Annotated in this window: 11 protein-coding genes and 1 pseudogene; 5 read left to right on the top strand and 7 right to left on the bottom strand. The window is 39.4% G+C overall.

Annotated elements, in window-relative coordinates; translation table 11 throughout:
• Window positions 1-15 precede the first annotated feature (15 nt).
• Together P4S61_RS21670 and P4S61_RS21665 are read right to left on the bottom strand one after the other, a co-directional pair.
• Complete coding sequence (locus tag P4S61_RS21670; protein ID WP_182735191.1) at window positions 16-1,905, bottom strand: methyl-accepting chemotaxis protein; 1,890 nt, start codon at window positions 1,903-1,905, stop codon at window positions 16-18.
• A 421-nt stretch (window positions 1,906-2,326) separates the two neighbouring features.
• Window positions 2,327-3,598, bottom strand: a pseudogene (locus P4S61_RS21665) (sugar MFS transporter).
• 650 nt (window positions 3,599-4,248) lie between these two features.
• Here P4S61_RS21665 and P4S61_RS21660 point away from each other — a divergent pair.
• Window positions 4,249-5,979, top strand: a complete 1,731-nt coding sequence (locus P4S61_RS21660) for a hypothetical protein (protein ID WP_182819687.1) — start codon at window positions 4,249-4,251, stop codon at window positions 5,977-5,979.
• Between the two features lie 71 nt (window positions 5,980-6,050).
• Here P4S61_RS21660 and P4S61_RS21655 read toward each other — a convergent pair whose 3' ends face one another.
• The 3 genes from P4S61_RS21655 to P4S61_RS21645 all read right to left on the bottom strand — a co-directional run bounded on the left by P4S61_RS21655 (window position 6,051) and on the right by P4S61_RS21645 (window position 8,964).
• Window positions 6,051-6,551, bottom strand: coding sequence for an RNA methyltransferase (locus tag P4S61_RS21655; protein ID WP_182819688.1), 501 nt, complete (start codon window positions 6,549-6,551; stop codon window positions 6,051-6,053).
• Window positions 6,551-7,048: a YcgN family cysteine cluster protein gene (locus P4S61_RS21650; RefSeq protein WP_149980241.1), complete on the bottom strand. Its 498-nt coding sequence runs from the start codon at window positions 7,046-7,048 to the stop codon at window positions 6,551-6,553. The genes P4S61_RS21655 and P4S61_RS21650 overlap by 1 nt, the downstream gene beginning before the upstream one ends.
• A gap of 95 nt (window positions 7,049-7,143) precedes the next feature.
• A complete protein-coding gene (locus P4S61_RS21645; protein ID WP_182819689.1) occupies window positions 7,144-8,964 on the bottom strand; it encodes a DUF885 domain-containing protein in 1,821 nt (606 codons plus the stop codon).
• 146 nt (window positions 8,965-9,110) lie between these two features.
• Between P4S61_RS21645 and P4S61_RS21640 the strand changes: the two genes are divergently transcribed.
• Both P4S61_RS21640 and P4S61_RS21635 read left to right on the top strand, forming a co-directional pair.
• On the top strand, window positions 9,111-10,379 hold the full coding sequence (locus tag P4S61_RS21640) for a Xaa-Pro dipeptidase (protein ID WP_182819690.1): 1,269 nt from the start codon (window positions 9,111-9,113) through the stop codon (window positions 10,377-10,379).
• Window positions 10,380-10,587: 208 nt separating this feature from the next.
• Window positions 10,588-12,999, top strand: a complete 2,412-nt coding sequence (locus P4S61_RS21635) for a TonB-dependent receptor (RefSeq protein WP_182819691.1) — start codon at window positions 10,588-10,590, stop codon at window positions 12,997-12,999.
• Between the two features lie 47 nt (window positions 13,000-13,046).
• Here the strand turns inward: P4S61_RS21635 and adhP are convergent, their stop codons facing one another.
• Window positions 13,047-14,057 (bottom strand): alcohol dehydrogenase AdhP, encoded by a 1,011-nt coding sequence (gene adhP / locus P4S61_RS21630; RefSeq protein WP_149980237.1) that lies wholly within the window; start codon window positions 14,055-14,057, stop codon window positions 13,047-13,049.
• 544 nt (window positions 14,058-14,601) lie between these two features.
• Between adhP and P4S61_RS21625 the strand changes: the two genes are divergently transcribed.
• On the top strand, window positions 14,602-15,144 hold the full coding sequence (locus P4S61_RS21625) for a GbsR/MarR family transcriptional regulator (RefSeq protein WP_182819692.1): 543 nt from the start codon (window positions 14,602-14,604) through the stop codon (window positions 15,142-15,144).
• Between the two features lie 373 nt (window positions 15,145-15,517).
• Here the strand turns inward: P4S61_RS21625 and P4S61_RS21620 are convergent, their stop codons facing one another.
• Window positions 15,518-16,399: an SDR family oxidoreductase gene (locus tag P4S61_RS21620; protein WP_182740933.1), complete on the bottom strand. Its 882-nt coding sequence runs from the start codon at window positions 16,397-16,399 to the stop codon at window positions 15,518-15,520.
• Window positions 16,400-16,493: 94 nt separating this feature from the next.
• Here P4S61_RS21620 and P4S61_RS21615 point away from each other — a divergent pair, with 94 nt between their 5' ends.
• Window positions 16,494-17,102, top strand: coding sequence for a TetR/AcrR family transcriptional regulator (locus P4S61_RS21615; RefSeq protein ID WP_145235634.1), 609 nt, complete (start codon window positions 16,494-16,496; stop codon window positions 17,100-17,102).
• Window positions 17,103-17,745: the final 643 nt, after the last annotated feature.

Here is a 17,745-nt window from a genome sequence, read left to right as displayed (position 1 = left end):
TATCGCTGATTGCATTTAGACTTTAAAACGTAGCACCATTTTTTCAAGTTCATCAAATTGCAGTTTTAAACGAGTACACTCAGCTAAGGTATTATTTAAGTTTAGCTGGCCTTGTTGAGATAACTCACTAATTGTATGAATATCATTATCTAAAGATTGTATTACCTGATTTTGTTCAGTGGTTGCATTTGCAACACTATGATTTACATCATCAATTGCTTTTATAGCTTTGGTTACTCCTGCCATTTGCTCACCGGCTGCTTGCGCTTGTTTTACAGTATTTTCGCTTTCAACTAAACTAGCCTTCATAACTGAAACAGCAGTGTCCGAGCCTTGCTGTAATTGGCTAACAGTATTTTCTATTTCTTGAGTTGATTGCTGAGTACGGTGAGCTAACTGGCGCACCTCATCTGCAACAACTGCAAATCCACGACCAGCCTCACCGGCACGAGCGGCTTCAATTGCAGCATTAAGCGCAAGTAGATTAGTTTGCTCGCTGACTCCTTTAATAACTTCGAGTACTTGACCAATACTTGCAGAGTGTTCAGCAACACTACTTATAATTTGTTGTGCTTGTTCCATATTTTGCGATAACACACCAATGGCATTGATATTATCATTTAACGTGCTTTGACTTTGCACTGACTGTGAATTCGCATCGGTAGCAAGGGTTGATGCATGGCTTGCACTGCCTGATATTTCAATCGCACTTGATGACAGCTGATTAATCGCTGTTGCAACACTGTCTGTGCGTTTAGTTTGGTCACTGTACATCGTTAGCGTCGACTCTGTTTGCTCAACTAAGCTTTCCACTGAACGTTCAAGTTCAACCGTGGTCGTTTTTACTTGCTCAATTGAGGTATGAATTTTATCTATAAAGGCATTAAAGTAACCTGAAAGTTCACCAAATTCGTCATCGTTTTCAATCTCTAAACGACGAGTTAAATCCCCCTCACCTTGGGCAATATCTTTAATTGCATCGTTTAAACGCTGCATAGGCCGCATCAAATAACGCAGTGAAAATTGCATCATTAATATCGTCGCGATAACACCCAAACACATATATATTGCAGCCATATTTCTAAATGAAGCAACAGATGAATAAGCAATATCTTTGTTGATCACCACACCTAAATACCAATCTACATTTTCAATACCTTTGATATGTGTAAATGATACAAGATGATCAATACCAGCAATTTCCTGCTCGACAAATTCAGCTTTTAAAGCAAGCTTTTTACCAAACAGCTTCGCCATACTCTGATCGTTTAGTTTGATATCTGGATGGCTCAGAATGCGACCGTCACTGTCTAATAGAAAACCATAACCAAAACCTAAAAAATCAATTTCATTGACTATTTGAGTAATGGTTTGCATATCAATATCGGCACCTGCGACACCACTAAAACGGCCATTATTTAAAATGGGCGCAACCGCTGAAATAGTTAGCTCATTGGTGGTTACGTCGATATAAGGAGTCGTAAACGCTGTGGTGGTTTTATTTTCTACCAGCTTATACCAAGGACGGATTGTGGCATCATAATCAGCAGGTAATACAACTGTTTGATCATTGAGTACAAAAGTACCATCAGGTTTGCCTATATAGGTGTTTTTAAACTTACCTGCCATTTCTGCGCTATTGAGTTGACTAAGAGTTAATTCCTTAGTGTCATTTTGCTGATGCGTTTTCGCAACAGACTGAACAATAGCTAATTTATTATTGAGCCAGTTAGCAATATTTTGTGAAACCGATTGAGAGCTTTCTTGTAATATTAGAGACAGTTGCTGCTGCGTTTGTGAGCGCATTGAAATAAAGTTATTGATGGTAAATAACCCCAGCACCAACACTAATACTACAGATGCTGCGATAGTTACCTTGGTGGTAAATTTTAGCGAGCTTTGCATGACACACCTATTTATCTTTTATCGTTGTTAGCTAACTACTTTTTAACAAAAATAACGCTATTTGTCTTATCTTATCGGCAAAACTTGCTATATCCCAGTCAAAAACAATAATAAAGCATGGTAAAAAATTAAGTGTAGCACTTATTAATACAACAAATTAATAACGTAATTCATTGTCAGTTAAAGTTAGCCAATTTCGTAATTACACAGAAAAATAACAAACTCAAAATTGGAAGCTTCCAATTAATATTATAAGCAATAGCGATTGAATACGTATTCAGTGCATATAAGTCGTTATTTTGTAATGAACATAACTGAGAAGTTTTCACTTTAGAGTGCGGCTAATTAATTGAGAATAATAAGTAGATAAATGCATTAACAGTGCTGCAAATGCATTTATCTGAAGAGGTTTACGATTAGCTTAGTTTATTTTTTGTTGCCACTTGCTCGCAAGTTTTACAACATTTAATCCGTACCAAGCGATAAAACAATAGCAAAGTGCTGGGATGATAAAACTAACTTGAATATTCATTGCATCAGCAACAATACCTTGAATTAAGGGTATTAATGCACCACCAACAATCGCTAAACAAAGCCAACCTGATCCTTTACTAGTTAATGAACCTAGCCCTTGAATGGCGACTGAGAAAATTGTTGGAAACAAAATTGAATTAAATAAACCAATCGACAGTACAGCATACAAAGCAACGTCACCTTCGGTGAAGATTGTAATTAGAAGTAACGCAATTACCGCAAATGCATTAAAAGCAATTGCTTTTGATGGTGCAATTTTTTGTAATGCAGCAGAGCCAATAAAGCGTCCTACCATCGCCCCGCCCCAATAATAGGCAATTAATGACGCGGCGGCATGCTCTTCAAGTCCTGCAATGTGAGCTTCACCAAAAAAGTTAACTAAAAAGCTGCCTATTGCCACTTCTCCACCAACATAACAAAAGATACCTAACACCCCCATAACTAAATGCGGGGCTTGCGTTAAAGAATGATCTTTTGCTTTGCAATCAAGTTCTTCTTTATGTGATTTGATTTCAGGCAGTTTTAAAAATGCAAATACGACCGCAATAGTAAGCAGTGCTGCAGCAAGCATTAAATAAGGGACTTTTACCGATTCAGCAGTCGCCGCAGATGCCGTCAATGTGCCTGCGGCACCAAAGAACAATATACCACCAACATAGGGCCCAATAGTAGTTCCCAATGAATTAAGCGCTTGCGCTAAATTTAACCGAGACGAAGCTGTTTTTTCAGGCCCAAGCGCCACAACGTAAGGGTTAGCTGATACTTGCAATACGGTAATACCACCAGCTAGAACAAATAATGCGGTTAAAAATAGCCAATACTCATGTACGACTACAGCAGGGTAAAATAACATACAGCCGATAGAAGCCACGATAAGACCGCTAAGCACACCATTTTTATAACCAAATTTCTTAACCAATATTCCCGCAGGTAAAGAAACAATAAAGTAAGCGCCAAAGAAGCAGAACTGCACTAACATCGCTTCCAGTATAACTAAGATCAAACACCCCTTTTAAACGCGGGATCAGTACATCATTTAGTACTGTGATAAAACCCCATAAAAAAATAGAGTTGTCATTGCAGTCAAAGGTAACAGGTAATTATTATTTTGCTGCGACTGCTCAGTGACAAACGTTTTATTTGTATTTATTTCACTCACGTGATTTTCACTCCATTAACAAGTTGTGTTTGATTCTACACACTCCAATAAAAAGATCACAAACTAATATTTGGACCGTTCCATACTTTTTATTCAATGGTATCGCTATTTAACGAATTTAATTAACTAGAAATGGACATAGATGCTGGCTAATTTCCAAAGCAGTGATTTTTTTTCAAGGACATATCAAAACCAGTTTAAATTTTTATCACCTAAATTGTGTTGACAAACAAGATCAGGAGGCTTTTAGCACTTCCATAAAGACGATGGCGCCATTTTTGATTTTTTGATAAATAGACTCGCTACTTAGCCTCTTGTACACATTTTATATTTAACTATGCAATGGCCTATTTAGGTGAGATTAACAGTGGCTTTGCTATTGTAGATGATTACCAAGGGCAAAATGCCAACATATATTTATGCGAAGTGTTGCTATTTCGCTGCCATTGCTAGCGCATCTGCATCTTAACCAACTATTGCCGATTTATCGCAGTAAAAATTAATAATTTTATATAATACCGTGCCCTCATTACAACCAACACTAATAGTGCTTTTCCTCGCTAGACTACGCACTTTTATGATATCGTTTTACAAAACATAAATACTACAGAACGTACCGCTTGGTACTGATACAAAAAAGGAATTTCCAAATGAACACCAAACTACTTGCTGGTTGCGCAGTTGCTGTAGCGGCGGGTGCAATAATCTATACACAAACTGACAGTTCAACAGCCTCATTAGAACTTGCTCAACTTGATTACGTCCCTGCTGATACTGCTTTATTTTATGGTCAGCTAAAACCATTTCCCTATAGTAAATATTTCAATTTGATTCCAGATCAAATGAAAGGTGCTGACGATTTTACGCCATTGATCGAAAACTTAGCGGCAAGTAACGATAACAATGCACAGTTTTTAGCGTCTCTATTAGATCAATATCAAACATCATTGTCATCTTATGAAACACTAAAAGCAGCCTGGGGATTCGCCGATGATTATAAAGCTCTAGCCTATACAATTGGTCTAATGCCAGTATTACGCTATCAACTTGAAGATGAAACAGCTTTATTTAATACAATTAATAGCTCAGCTGATAAAGCGGGAATTAACTTCACAACACAAACCATCGAAGGTGTTGACTACAACACGTACCCTTTAGTACTTGAAAATGACATTACATTAAACTTAATTGTGTCTGTTAAAGATAACTGGGCTACCATCACGTTTGATACAAAACTTAATACAATTAAAGATTTACGTCTTGCTTTAGCAATTGATAAACCAACAAAATCATTAACGCAAACCGCTAAACTTGAAAACTATATTACTAATTATTCATTTGATGGCCACTCTATTGCGTATATAGACCATGTTGAGATTGCTAATGCTATTACCGCTAGAACACCATCACGCCTAGGTGAAATGCTTGATGAACTATTAAAAGAATTGGGTGATCCAAATGCTTTAGAGGTAGCTAGAACACCACAGTGCCAAAATGACATTACCAATCTTGTTAGTTATTGGCCTGCATCAGTAACCGGTAGCACGTACATACAAGTAACAAACTCTGATGCTCATTTTAAAGCTGATGCTATTTTCCAAAGCACTGCTACAGATATTATTAAAACATTAAAATCTGTGCGAGGTTTTGTTCCTGAGCATACAACTAAACTTGACGGGCAAATGCTAAGCTTTGCTTATGGTGCGGATATTTCAAAAATTCCACCGCTTTTAAATATACTCTCAAGTACATTTAAAAAAGCTGAATTTGAGTGTGCACCTCTTGTTGCTTTACAGCAACAAACTCAAGACTCAAATTTAGCTGCACTATCAATGATGACCGCTATGGCTAATGGTATTCAAGGTGTCAGTGTAAGTATTCAAGATCTTGCTTTAGAAGCCGATGCAAATCAACTGCCACAACTAAAAGCTTTAGACGCGCTAATCACACTTTCTGCGACAGATCCTGATAATTTACTTTTTACTGCTAAAGGATTTTTACCCGCATTAGCGGAGCTTGAAATACCAGAAAACGGCGATGCAATTAGTGTCAATGCTGCAATTCCTTATCCTTTACCTGCTGGCCTTGATATAAGGTTAGCTAAAAAAGGAAAGCATATTGTTTTATTCACTGGTGAAAAATCAGCAGCTATTGCAAATACATTATCAGAACAAGCGCTTGAAAAAAATGGATTTTTAACTTCCGCAGTTGACCTCAGCTCATTAATGACTCCTGTCATCGAAGTATTTAAAATGACAGGGCAAGTGATCCCGGAAGAACTTGAACAATTAAAAAATCAAACAATGTCTGTGTATTTTGCAACAGATATAAAAGATGAAGGGATTGTTATTAATTCAGAGATCAAAATTACTAAAAAGTAATAACTTTTTTGAATTAAACGAAAAAAGGGGCATTAATTGCCCCTTTTTTCAATTGTTCAATTCAGTTTGTACTATTTCTGCCATATCATTTTATTATTGGTGTCGCGGCTTTGAATAATCGTTTGATCAGAACTTTCTACTCCACCGAGTTTAGCTTGTCGATCGTAAAGAACCACATTACAGGTAGCTGCTAAATTCATACAACCAATTGTTGGGATATACACCACTTCATCGCACCAGTTCAGTACATCTTTGCTAATTGAGCCATCTTCAGGGCCAAAAATATAAAATGCGTTTTCAGGATGAACAAACTCAGGCAAAGGAGTTGCACCTTCTATTAGTTCAATCACCACCACGGTCGCACCTGCGGGCTTTGCTGTTGCTAAATCCTCAACGCAAGTCAGTGGAATGCGTTCAACAACATTTTTTGTGTCGGTATGAAACTTTTTAGCATTTAAATAACGCGTGCCAGTAAAAAATACTTGTTCAGCCCCATAGCAACCCGCAGCTCTTAACACTGCGCCAACGTTAGAGGGACTTTTAGGATTGATCAAACCAATCTTCGCAGTCATTAATCGCAATCCCTCGTTGGCCAATCAGCTTCATACAGATCAAAGTCATCTAGAGCTACATCACAATCTTTTACTGTTTTGTCTTTTACAGAAATACCCAATGTATGCATTAGTTCTTTGCTGCCACCGTTATTTAGTGGATGCCAAGACGCTAAACCACGGCCTTCGTGTAAACGGCGGTAACTACAACTTTGCGGCATGAAGAAAATGCTGTCGAGGTTTTCTTTAGTTAATTTTACACATGACGGGACTAATGTTTGTCGATTTTCATACTCACTACAACCACACGTATTATTATCTAAGTATTGGCAAACAATATTAGTAAAAATGAGTTCTTCACCATCGCGAAGTTGATCTGTGGCGGTAAACTCATCTTCATCTTCGCTGTCTATAAAGGTATTTAAACAGCATTTTCCACAGCCATCGCAAATGGCTTCCCACTCATTTTGTGACATTTGCTCAAGTGATTTCTCAAGCCAAAATTGGTTTTCAAACATGGTATAACTCGGTGCCCCTAATAGCGCGCATTTTAGCTTAATTGAGCACCGCGCGCAAAGCTACATTCAGCTTTGCGCTATTTCAAGTTTAAAAGTTAGCGCTGCGTATCAACCCAACGTTTAATTTTCGCTTCTAGTATTGGCATCGGCAAAGCACCATCAATTAAAATTTGCGTATGAAACTCTTTAATATCAAATTTATCACCTAATGCTTGTTTACAATAATCTCGCAGTTCTTGAATTTTAAATTGCCCTAATTTATACGACAATGCTTGTCCTGGCCAAGCTATATAGCGCTCAACTTCTGCGGTTACATCACTTAAAGCCATTGAGGAATTAGCCAGCATGTAATCAATACCTTGTTGACGAGTCCAGCCTTTAGCATGAAAACCTGTATCGAGCACTAATCGCATAGCGCGTAATTGCTCATCAGATAAACGGCCATACCACATATATGGGTCGGTAAATAAACCCAATTCTTTACCTAGACTTTCAGCATATAATGCCCAACCTTCGGCGAACACTGTGTAACCACCAAATTTTCGAAACTCAGGTAATGACTGAACTTCTTGCTGTAAGGCGATTTGAAAATGGTGTCCTGGGGCTGCTTCATGGATTGACAATGTTTCGAGTAGAAACTTAGGCTGCGCTTTTAAATTAAAGGTATTAATATAAAAAATTCCCGGACGAGAGCCATCCGGTGCTGGTGATTGATAAGATGCTCCTGCCGCAGACTCAGCACGAAAATCTTCAACCGCTTTTACAACGTAATCAGCTTTGGGGACAATGTTAAATAATTTAGGTACACGCGCATCAATTTTTAACTTTACGGCTTCATAGGCCGCAATTAATTGCTCAGGTGTATCAAAATAAAACTCATCAGAATCTCGTAAATGAGTAAAAAACTCACTTAAACTGCCTTTAAAACCAACGGTTTCCTTTACTTTTTTCATTTCATTAAGGATACGCGATACTTCTTTTAAACCAATTTCATGAATTTCATCTGCAGATAAACTCAAGGTGGTGTTTTTCTTTATTTGGTATTCATACCATGCTTTACCATTTGGTAAATCGCTATAACCTACTGTTGCACGGCTATTTGGTATATAAGTGGTTGCTAAAAACTCGCTCATTTTTGTATAAGCTGGGACCAACTTATCCATAATAAGTGCACTATATTGGTCAGTGAGTTGTTGCTTTTGCGCTGCTGTGAATTGCTCTGGAAGCTGCTTTATCGGACTATAAAATAAAGATTGTTCTGCACTGGTAACTATATGAGCTTGAAATTGCGGTAATAACTTTTCAGCTAATGGCTTTGGTAAAACAATGCCTTCATTTACCCCTTGCTGCATAGCATCTTGCACACTGCTTAACCAAGTTACAAAACCTTCAGCACGCGCGACGAAATTTTCATAATCTTGGTAATTTGCAAATGGCTGCGCACTTTGCGCCGATCCAAAGCCTGCAAACGTATTGTGAGCGCCAGACATTTGGTTAATTGGTAATAAGTAACTCGGGAATTGAAAACCTTCGATTGTTAATGCTAAATCCCGTGCCAGTATTTCATAACTTAACAAGGCTTGACCGGTTAACTGCTGCTGGTCAATCGCCGCTAAACGTTGCTGATAATCTTTATAAAAAGCAAGCTGCTGAGCTAGGTTTTGCGCAGTACTCGGTGCTGTAAATTGGTTATTGTATTGATTATAACCAATATAAGTGGCGCCAAGAGGGCTAAATTGCAACGAATCCACAAAGTACTGCTCAACCAAGCTATTTAATTGTTGTGTTGTTGCGCTGGCAGTTTCACTTGTTAATGCTGCTTGTGGCTTATTTAAATTATTATTAGCCGTATTTGAACACGCAGACAAAGCGCTGAGTACACCAGCGACAAGCAAGGTTAACTTAAATTTTTTCATAATGATCCCTGAGTATAAGTAGTTAGCGCAAGTATGCAGCTTTCAAATCGCTAAATAAAGAAAATACGATACTTATCGCGTTTTGTTTACAGCCTAAAAACTGCTTGCTACATTGCTATATTAAATAATCAAAAATTAGAAAATAAATGAATAAATTATCACTTTCTGTCCCTTTGGGCTTACTGTGTGTCAGCGCTTTTAGCGCGCAAGCAACAACATACGTTAGTGCTAAAGCAATGCTAGACGTAAATAATGGCAAGCTTATTAATGCGCCGCTTATTCAAATCGATGACGGTATTATTACTAAAATCAGTAGTGGCACCATGCCAACCCTACAACAAGGTGATGACCATATTAAGTTGCCCGAGTTAACCATTCTGCCTGGCCTGATGGATATGCACGTACACTTAACCAGCGATCCAACAGTCCCTCGTAGTGAACGTATCGGTCAGTCAGTGCCACGTAAAGCGATTAAAGCGGCCTATTTTGCAGAAAAAACCTTAAAAGCGGGTTTTACAACCTTACGTAACGTGGGCGCCGAAGGTTACAGTGTCATTGCAGTACGTGACGGCATTAATGCAGGCGATATTATTGGCCCACGCATCTGGGCTGCTGGTCCCTCTTTGGGTGTAACGGGTGGTCACTGTGACAACAACCGTCTACCTCCTGAAATGAAATACACTGCCGAAGGTGTGGCTGATGGCCCATGGGCTGTTCGTGCAAAAGTACGCGAAAACATCAAGTACGGTGCCAATGTTATTAAGTTTTGCGCCACTGGCGGAGTATTTTCCAAGGGCACAAAAGTAGGTATTCAACAGTATTCATTAGAAGAAATGACTGCCATTGTTGATGAAGCACATATGCGCGGTTTAACGGTTGCTGCACATGCACATGGTACCAGTGGTATTACCGCAGCCATTAAAGCCGGTGTAGACAGTGTTGAACATGTCAGTTTTGTTGACGATGAAGCAATTAAACTGGCTAAAAAACACGGCACTTGGTTTTCAATGGATATTTATAACACTGAATATACCCTCACGTTTGGTGAGCAAAATGGTGTAGCAGAAGAAAACTTAGCAAAAGAACGTCAAGTATCTAAAAAGCAACGCGACAGCTTTAGCCGTGCCGTAAAAGCGGGTGTCAACATGGTATTTGGTACCGATGCCGCAATTTACCCACATGGTGATAATGCAAAACAATTCTCGCGAATGGTTGAGTTTGGTATGACCCCTCTGCAAACAATACAAGCTGCAACAATCAACAGTGCTAAATTGTTGAAAGTTGACACTCAGTTAGGGCAACTCAAAACGGGCTTTGCCGCAGATATCATCGCAGTCAAAGGCAATCCACTGCAAGACATAACCTTGCTAGAAAATGTAGCATTTGTGATGAAAGCAGGTGTTGCTTATAAATAAATGTGTGGAGTTAGCGTTAAGCTAACTCCATCATTAAGCAAGGGTTAAACTAACAGCTAACTAAATACGTTGTTAATATATTAATATTTTGAAAGCAAAAGGTAAGCAGCTTGGGGTAGGTTTAAATAATTGCCTTTTTTAGGTAATTAAAACTTGAAATACAAATGCCACACATTATCATTACGAAAATTTTTTAATGGTAATGACTATGACAACGCATAAATTCTCTCTAATTACCCTAGCCTGTTTAACAGCATATAATGCAACTGCGGCCGAACAATCCGATCTTGAGCACATCACAGTTTATCAAAAACAAAATCATGTTGTATTAAACTCGGGTTTAGCAACAAAATCTGATATGTCGTTAATGGAAACACCTGCGCCTATCGTTATCGTCGATCAGGAACTTATAAACTCGCAAGGCGTTGATAACTTACAAGACTTAGCGCGTAATATCAGTGGTGTAACCCAAGCAGGTAATAACTACGGAATTGGCGACAATTTAGTGATCCGTGGCCTTGGTGCAAATTATACTTATGATGGTATGTATGGCGGTGCGGGCCTAGGAAACACATTCAATCCAACTCGATCACTAACCAATGTGGAGGCCGTAGAAGTATTAAAAGGTCCCGCCACTGGTTTATATGGCATGGGCAGCGCAGGTGGTGTTATTAACTTGATTGAAAAAAAGCCACAGTTTACAGAGCAGCACAACATACAAGCGGAAATTGGTCAATGGAATACCTATTCATTATCAATTGATAGCACCAACGCAATTACCGAAAATCTAGCATACAGAGTTAATGCAAAAACAGCACACAGTGATGGCTACCGTGATTTAAAAGATGACCGCGATGAAATCTACGGCGCATTAAAATATGTGTTCAATGACCGCCAAAATATTATGATCTCAGCCGCTTATATTAAAGATGCCATTGCAGTTGATTCAATTGGCCACCCTATCCGTATTTATAATGCGCAGTCGGTAAATGGCAAAACCGCCGGCCAAGTAACTGCGGATGATTTAGTCAATGATCCAACCACTGCTGGGCTGCAATTATCTGATGCACAGCGCCAACAATTAGCGAATTCACTTGCAGCGTCTGATGGTTTAACACCGTATAAATTTGGTCATCGCGGTATTATCTCACCCATGGCAAAAGATAATAAAGGTGAAGAACTGCGTTTTAAACTCACTCATAATTACTACATAACTGACAATTTATTTTTAAATCAACAGTTACAATACCGTAATTATGAGTCAAGTTTTGCACGTCAAACAGGCGCCTATAATTATGTCTATTGGCAAAGAAATGGCGTGATCAATGCTGATCCTCGTGCGCCATTGGTAGTTGATGATGTACTTTATCCATTTGCTGCACGCCGTCAAGAATATCGCCAAGTAGAGGCCGATGAAAAGTCATGGCAATACTTTGCAGATTTACGCTATGACTTTAGTTTAGGTGATATAGAAAACGAATTTTTAGTCAATGCTAATTATGAAGACCGCGATATACGCTTCACGCAGTATTCTATTTGGGATAAAGACTATATTCTCAAAGATAAAAATGGCGATATAACCTATCAAGGCTCTTTACCCTATATTCTAGATATTCGTACACCGGTTTGGTCAGACGGGCAATTTAGCGACTATGATCCGCTTAAAACCAGTAACTATAGTAAAAAAGTGCAAGCATGGGGCTTAGGACTGCAACATGTTGCTTATATCAATGACAGCTTCACAACCCGTATTGGTGTTGCATACAACGAAATTACTCAAAAATATGAACATTTAGGTGTTGATGCACGTTACCGGGCCAGTGCCGCTGCTGCGACGCCAGAAGCAAGTACCTCGGATAATGGTTTAACCTATAATTTAGGCGCGACATACAAACCGACTGATGACCTGTCTATATTTATAAACCATTCGAAGGGTCGCACTGCGTATAGCGTTTTAGGCTCTGTTTCAGGCAATGAAGCTGACCGTGATGATGCACAGTCTCTTAGTACTGATTTAGGTATAAGAGTAAAAGCCTTTGATGATCAGGTACTCGCCTCATTCGTGGTATTTGACACTGCACGTACTAACTTAGAATATGCAAACCCTGCCTATGATGATACAAAGCCAGATCCATCGGTCCCAAAAAATTACTTTAATGGTGAAGAAAAAACCCGTGGTGTCGAGCTTGATCTAAATGCCTATTTAAATGATCAATGGAAGGTCAATATCAATGGTGTTTATCAAGATGCGCGTGAACAGAAAAACCCTAATGTGAGCACATTTGCTGCGCGTCAAAAAGGTGTGCCTTATGTAACAGCAAGCACATGGTTAACATACAGTGCTCAGTGGTTTGAACTAGCCCAGCCACTAAAATTAAGTGCGGGCGTAAAGTATGTTGATGATCGCAGTACTAATTCGTCATCATTCGGCATTCCTGATGGTTATGTACCAAGCTATACTATTTATGATGCTGCGTTAAGTTATAACACTGATAAATGGGGCTTACAGCTAAATTTAAATAATTTGTTTAATAAAGTTTATTACTCAAAAGCAATGTTTTTAGGTGGTATGCCAGGCGAAGAACGCAATGCGAAGCTAACTTTGAGCTATAAGCTTTAAGTTATAAGCTGTAAAAGCGCACAAAATGCTTGTGCGCTTTTTTACGTTTACATAGTGACTACTATACGGCCATTAATTTCACCTTTGAGCATATCGTCAAATATGTCATTGATATCTTCAAGACGTTTTTCTTCAATAATTGCTTTAACTTTGCCCTGTGCAGCAAACTCTAAACATTCTTGTAAATCTCTACGTGTGCCAACAATTGAGCCAACAACAGAAACGCCATTGAGTACAGTATCAAAAATAGGCAACGGCATATCCTCTGGAGGCAGACCAACTAACACGCATTTTCCACCACGGCGAACACTCTTATAAGCTTGCTCAAACCCTGGCTTGGATACAGCGGTACATACCACAGCATGTGCGCCCCCTACCTGTTCAAATATAGCTTCTGATGGTACACATTCTTTAAAGTCCAGTGTGATATCTGCACCTAACTCTTTTGCTAAAGCCAGTTTTTCAACACCAGTATCCACTGCAATTACATTAAAGCCCATTGCCTTTGCATATTGCACCGCAAGATGCCCAAGCCCACCTACACCAACAATAGCGACCCATTGTCCTGGCTTAGCACCTGACACTTTTAGCGCTTTATAGGTTGTAACACCGGCACAAAATAATGGCGCAGCTTCTGAAAAACCTAAGCCTTCAGGGATCTTTACAACATAGTTCCCATCGGCTAAGCAATATTCTGCGTAACTACCATCAACTGAGTAACCCGTATTATGCTGTGAAAGACATAAGGTCTCTTTACCTTCTAAACAAAATTCACAATGACCACATGCACTGTATAGCCAAGGAATGCCAACACGATCACCAATTTCTAAATGAGTAATATTGCTACCCAGCTGTTCGATCACTCCAACACCTTCATGCCCTGGAACTAACGGCATTTTAGGCTTTACTGGCCAATCACCATGACAGGCATGTAAATCAGTATGACACACACCACATGCGGCTATTTTAACTAAAACATCATTGACTCCAACGGTTGGAATGGGTAAGTCTGAAATTTCTAATTTGCCTTTGTAAGTACTATTAACGGCTGCTTTCATTGCTCGTTCCTTGTTGTTGCGAAGTTGTTATTGAGTAGTTGTTGTTAAGAAATTAGTTGTCGTAATTTAGTGTACACCTTACGCGACTCTAGATGAGTAAAAATTAATCTAAATCAAACTTTAGTGATATAACTTGTTCTGAACGACATTTGGGCGTGTTGACCTTTTGTGATTAATTTTGCAGCAGTGTGTTTGGTATTTAGGCAAGGCAGAGCCTATGTAGTGTGGTTGTTCCCCATAAATAGGCGATAACGCAGCATCAATGCCAAACACGCGCTGCCCTTAGGGTTCTTCCTAGGGGCGATTAACTCTTTGTTGCTCGATTTTTACTTAGCCCCACTAGGTTACAAACCTCGCGCCGCCATTAAATCACCCCTAGAGTGAACAAATTTTAATCCACAAAGGTCAACACGCCCTAGTACCAGCACATAATCCCATAGGCTTGATTCAGCCAAGGAAAATTCAGCGTATTGCGCAGTAAATCTTGCTAAACATATTCAGCGTGCTAGCATTAATTTCATTATTTATTGAAACTTGAGAAGCAATGACATTATCAGATAAGAACTTTGCCTTTGTAATGCACTGTGGCGAAATGGGTAGTCGTTGGGGTTTTAATCGCACCATTGGCCAAATGTGTGGATTATTGATCATCACCAAAGAGCCAATGACAGCGAACGAAATCGCCGATGCCTTAAGCATTTCTCGTGGTAATGTCAGCATGGGGATCAAAGAACTGCAATCTTGGCGTTTAATAAAAGTGCAGCATATTCCAGGTGACAGAAAAGAATATTACGCCCCTGCAGGTACTATTTGGGATATGGCAAACCGCGTATTCGAAGAACGTAAAAAGCGTGAGATTGACCCTACTCTCAGTTTACTCAGAGATAATTTGTTAGAGCCTGCAACCAACGACGATGAAAAGTTTGCCCAGCAACAAATGCATGAAATTCATGATCTACTCGAAACCGTCACTAAGTGGTCTTCAGAACTACAGCGCTTAAGCCCTGAACAGCTACAAAGCTTAATGAAGCTAGGCTCAGGTATTGGTAAAGTACTCGACTTTAAAGATAAGATATTGAAGAAATGAAGAGTTAGCGAGGGACGAGAGTAAAGTTAGCGAGCTTTATGGAGCTAGGTTCTAGGTTCTAGGTTCTAGGTTCTAGGTTCTAGGTTCTAGGTTCTAGGTTCTAGGTTCTAGGTTCTAGGTTCTAGGTTCTAGGTTCTAGGTTCTAGGTTCTAGGTTCTAGGTTCTAAAAGTTTAACCACAGAGTTCAGCAAGAAGTAAATAAAAGTCCAAAAATTTTTACTCTGTGCAGCGCGAAGCGCCTCGGTGTTCTCAGTGGTGAATAAAAAGATAAGTTGTTCCTGTAAGCTCGCAGATAAATAGTTCATTTAATCTTACATTTAATTGTAACTTGATAAGCAAAGGGGCAAAACAACTTGCCCCCTGATGACTAAAATTATACGTCAACACCACCTAGCACCTTGTCTAGTTGCATTTCTGTCAAAACACGATCTTGGATAGGTTGTTTAGCTGCGTTTATTTCATCTACACCCCAAACTAAACCAACTGCTGTGCGTGTTGGGCGTTTACCTTTAGGCATGTCTGCTAGCGCTAAATAGGCATCTACCACCATTTGTGGATTAGGCGCTTGATCGCTCTGCATAAATTTACCGAATTCCTCGAACATAGCGGCAGGAATGTTTGCCAATTCGCCGTAGCTGTCCAGTATGTCTGTGCGTGATGGTTGTTGTCCTGATGCACTTAGACCTGTAGGGAATGGCCCTGGTTGTACGATGGCGACATCGATGCCGAATGGTGCTACTTCGTAGCGTAAACCTTGGAGGTAGCCTTCTAAAGCATGTTTTGTCGCTGCGTAAGTAGAGAAATACGGCGCTGAAATTTGGCCAACCATTGATGAGGTATTGATGATCAGGCCAGACTTAGCTTCACGCATCGCAGGCAAAACTGCCAGAATGGTTCGCATAGCGCCATAGTAGTTGGTTTCCATCTGCTCGCGAGCTTGATCAATGCTAAATGCTTCTGTAATGCCAAGATACATTACGCCAGCATTGTTTAGTAACACATCAATTTTTCCCGCTTTATCTAGCACACTCGCAATGGCGGTTTTGACAGAATCGTCGTTAGTAACATCCATATCAACAACCTGAATAGAATCGCTATACGCTTCTAATTCGGCTTTAACTGCAGCGTTTTTGCCTTCAGGGCCGCGCATAGTAGCGAACACTAGATAGCCTTTATCAGCAAAATCTTTTACTGACTTTTGACCAAATCCACTGCTGCTACCTGTGATAACGATGCTTTTTTGTGTTTCGTTCATTATTCTTTCCTATTTGCTTTGCCTAATTAAATACCAGCCGGTACAATAAACCGTAAAGAACAGCCTGTCAAATTAAAATACCGAGTGGTACAAAATGATTTCAAATACAGTTAAGCCCGTTAGAGGGCGTCCAAAGACCTTAGATCGCGATCATGTTTTAGATGTGGCAATGGATTCTTACTGGAAAGACAATATAGGTAATTTATCCCTTAATGAAATTTGCAGAAGATCGGGTGTATCTAAACCTGGTCTTTACCGTGAATTTTCTAATGAAGATGGCTTGATGAAAGCTGTCCTGATTAGGTATCAGGAGCAAGTGTTAGAGCCTGTGCAGCAGATGCTAAATAGTGACGTTCCATTTAAAGAGGCCCTTGATAACCTTATATCGTTTGCCACTTCAGTTAATTGTCATGATGAATCTCCAAATGGCTGTCTTTTTATAAAAATGCGCGAATCACGAGTACATTTGGGAAAAGAAACACAAGCGCAAATAGATTTTCTTGAAAAGCAGGGATTAGTTTTTTTCAAGAAATGGGTAGAGCGTTCAAAGACTAAGGGAGAGTTTTCTGTGGACATGTCATCGGAATTTGTTGCTACTTATATTGACGCGCAGCTAAGCAATGCATCGACACAGCTAGCTCGAGGTGTGGCCCCTGAAACGGTGAAAAAGATATTATTAGTCGCTTTTTCTGTGCTGGAATGACTACGTCAGCTAGTTCAGTTTTAAGACATTTTTTCAACAAAGGTTGAAAAGAAAACTTTATGACTCAAATCAGCACAATAATTCGCATCAGTATGTGTATTTATTTTGGTTAGTGTCGAATTTGATATTCAGAGCAAAGCTCGGTTGAACTCATAGTGCTCTAACTAAGTTCGGCTGTGAGCAATACCCGGCTATTGATAATAGCTAATTAAGTAGTAAAACGTTGTTTGCTCACATATTCAAGGATATGAGCGACGCGCGTATATTGTTCAATTTAGCTCTACTTGAAGATATTAGAAAACTTTGTGATAGTAATATCTTAGGCAATTTGTTAAAACTGTGTAAAGTATACATGTGAGTGTGGTCGGAGCCGAAAGAGCCGCCCTTCGCGCACTATAAAAATGTTAAGGGGGCTTTAGCTCCAAATCGAAGTGGTATCAACTAAAGAGGAAGTGATGATGGAACGTTATAAAAACTTGGGTGGTAACTCGAATGTGGTTGCATACGAAATTGGAGCAGGCGAAATCACCGTTCAGTTCGGAGATGGATCAGTCTATCTATACACGAATCAAAGTGCAGGTGCAGCCAGCATCAACGAAATGCATAGGCTAGCAAGAGCTGGGCAAGGCTTAAATAGCTATAT

It is taken from the genome of Pseudoalteromonas sp. B160 (genome assembly GCF_037162485.1).
GTDB lineage: Bacteria > Pseudomonadota > Gammaproteobacteria > Enterobacterales > Alteromonadaceae > Pseudoalteromonas > Pseudoalteromonas rhizosphaerae.
The sequence above is the reverse complement of the archived record's forward strand: the minus strand, read 5'-3'. Positions and strand labels throughout refer to the sequence as shown.